The sequence below is a fragment of the Corynebacterium lubricantis DSM 45231 genome (assembly GCF_000379425.1).
Classification (GTDB): domain Bacteria; phylum Actinomycetota; class Actinomycetes; order Mycobacteriales; family Mycobacteriaceae; genus Corynebacterium; species Corynebacterium lubricantis.
The window spans coordinates 1-2029 of record NZ_KB902231.1 but is presented as its reverse complement, the minus strand read 5'-3'; the positions used below and the strand labels follow the sequence as shown (position 1 = coordinate 2029).

General features: G+C 54.1%; 3 protein-coding genes and 1 pseudogene. 2 read left to right on the top strand and 2 right to left on the bottom strand.

Annotated elements, in window-relative coordinates:
• Nucleotides 1-126 precede the first annotated feature (126 nt).
• Together A37O_RS0111475 and A37O_RS0111470 are read left to right on the top strand one after the other, a co-directional pair.
• Nucleotides 127-429, top strand: coding sequence for a hypothetical protein (locus A37O_RS0111475; RefSeq protein WP_026196331.1), 303 nt, complete (start codon nucleotides 127-129; stop codon nucleotides 427-429).
• Nucleotides 429-896, top strand: coding sequence for a hypothetical protein (locus A37O_RS0111470; protein ID WP_026196330.1), 468 nt, complete (start codon nucleotides 429-431; stop codon nucleotides 894-896). The genes A37O_RS0111475 and A37O_RS0111470 overlap by 1 nt, the downstream gene beginning before the upstream one ends.
• 281 nt (nucleotides 897-1177) lie before the next feature.
• Here A37O_RS0111470 and A37O_RS0111465 read toward each other — a convergent pair whose 3' ends face one another.
• Together A37O_RS0111465 and A37O_RS15730 are read right to left on the bottom strand one after the other, a co-directional pair.
• On the bottom strand, nucleotides 1178-1708 hold the full coding sequence (locus tag A37O_RS0111465; RefSeq protein WP_156802595.1) for a hypothetical protein: 531 nt from the start codon (nucleotides 1706-1708) through the stop codon (nucleotides 1178-1180).
• Nucleotides 1709-1844: 136 nt separating this feature from the next.
• Nucleotides 1845-2029: pseudogene (locus A37O_RS15730) on the bottom strand (IS6 family transposase); the annotation flags it as partial.

Genomic DNA, 2029 nt, shown 5'->3' with positions numbered 1-2029 from the left:
AGCTGAGTCGAAAGGTACCGCGGTGGTCTCCTTGCTGGTCGGCAGGGGGGGTTCACCAGGCGGTAGCTGTACACCACACTATTGGACGCAACCTCCATCAATCACTGTTTGTGTTAATTTCATCCTATGGATCAAATAAATCTGGGGCGCTTTAGGGTTCCCTCCAAGGAGCCGTCAGTTTCCGTCGCTGATGTTCAACGGGTGCGCCGCCAACGACGCCTGGCTCAAACGGAGCAGGAGTACAGCACGGTAAGGTCGCACATGCGTGACCTTGCCAGTGATCTGAAATCGGAGCCCAAGAAGAACACAGAGCTTCTAAAAATGTCCGGAATCGCTGTCATCGTACTCGGTCTGATTATTGGTGGCCTGCTTTTTTATGCCACTTCCCTGATCTGGCCTGGATTCCTTGAGCACGTGGAAGATTTATGATGAGTGAAAATAATTCAGAAGAGAAAAGTGGCGAGCTAAGCGATCGTTCCGCTCTTTTCATGTTCTTCGGCCTATTACTTTTTTGCGTTGCAGGATTGTTCTATGGCGTTACTCTATTTATCCTGGCCTTTGTAGTGACGTTTGGTGCCCTTATCGCCGGCGTTTTCCTGATCATTCGTTCCTACTCTTCCGGCGATCAAGGAACTCAAGCGGTGGCCGAGGAGATTGAAGCGATGGCAAACGACGCCTCTTTCGATATCAGCGAACAGATCATTTTCTGGGACAAGCTCAAGTACACCAAAGGTGTTGGCACCCAGCTGGAGGGACGTGACGAGGAAATCTCGGACATGCACCGTCGCCTCGTGAATGTGCGGGAAGAAATCGCTGCCGCCGAAACTTCCCAGCATCGCCTTGAAGCGGTGCTAACGGCAGATTCGGTGCTAGCGACTGCTCGTCTTCTTCACTAAAAACCTGGTTGATGACACCGTAGCTAGATGAAGAAAACTGTGATTCCGTTCGGATCGGCAAAGCACCAACATGCCAGTGGGCCATACTTCAGCGCCCGCCTCTGCAGAGCGCATTCCCACTGTTACGCCAAGTCTGAAAACGATTTTCGCAACAGAAGCGTGCGAAGCACTTAGAAGTGAGGTGACAGAGCTCCCCACTCGAGTTCCCTTCAGCTCACTGTGAGAACTTGTGAGGACATCAAGCATGGATCAGTGTGTGCAGGATGTCTTATATTCGATCCTCAGTGCAATTTCTTAGCGCTCTCGATCAGTTCCATAAGCTCTGCGTCCGTCGCACCATTTTGTCGCCAAAAACGTAGGTTATTAGCGAAGTTACGAGCCCAAGTGTTCAATGGAGCCCCTGCTACAATGATCATTTCAACATCGGCGTCGCTGCTGGGTGACTCCGGAGCCTGGCTGAGCCTCCGCATGGACTCCTTACTCTGAGCAAGCGCGGCAACGCGCTCGGCCTCGAACCATTCGGAGAGCAAGTCATTGTCATGTTTTGGGCTTGCTGCCTCCAACAGGATCAGGCCGACGCGAAGATCCCTGAGCGGTTCAGCTACTGACTCGGCTCGCAGGTTGAGGGTGTTCAGCGTGGCGAGGGCGGACAGTGTTTGACCGAAGGCTATATCCCTGCGCTCCTCAGCCCGGGCGGCCGCAGCGCCACGTCGCTCAGACTTTGCGATGCTGACTGCGACCAAAGTAGAGATAATGATCGCGGCAGCAGGGAGCGCAATATCAGCAATAATCTGCAAAACCATATTGTTCACACCACCACACTAGGGTCGTTGCGATTCTGGGGCGAGGCGGTGGACACTGCCTCCGACGGGTGCTGTTGCAAAGTTGGGTGGAGAACCGCGAACACTCCTTTCTTCGTCGCCCGGTCGGCATTATGGCCCAGCCTGCTTAGGCCGTCTCGAAGACCCGGTTGACGATCACCGCGTCCGGGTTCGGTTGCCCGTGAGGTCAAACATCGTGCCTTGCCCTTTCCGCAAGGAGTGCATCGCCTCCATCCCTTTCAACGTCCGATATGCAGATGTCCGGTTCTTAAACGCGCCTTTCGGCCCGAGGATCCGCTTCAGCCGACCATG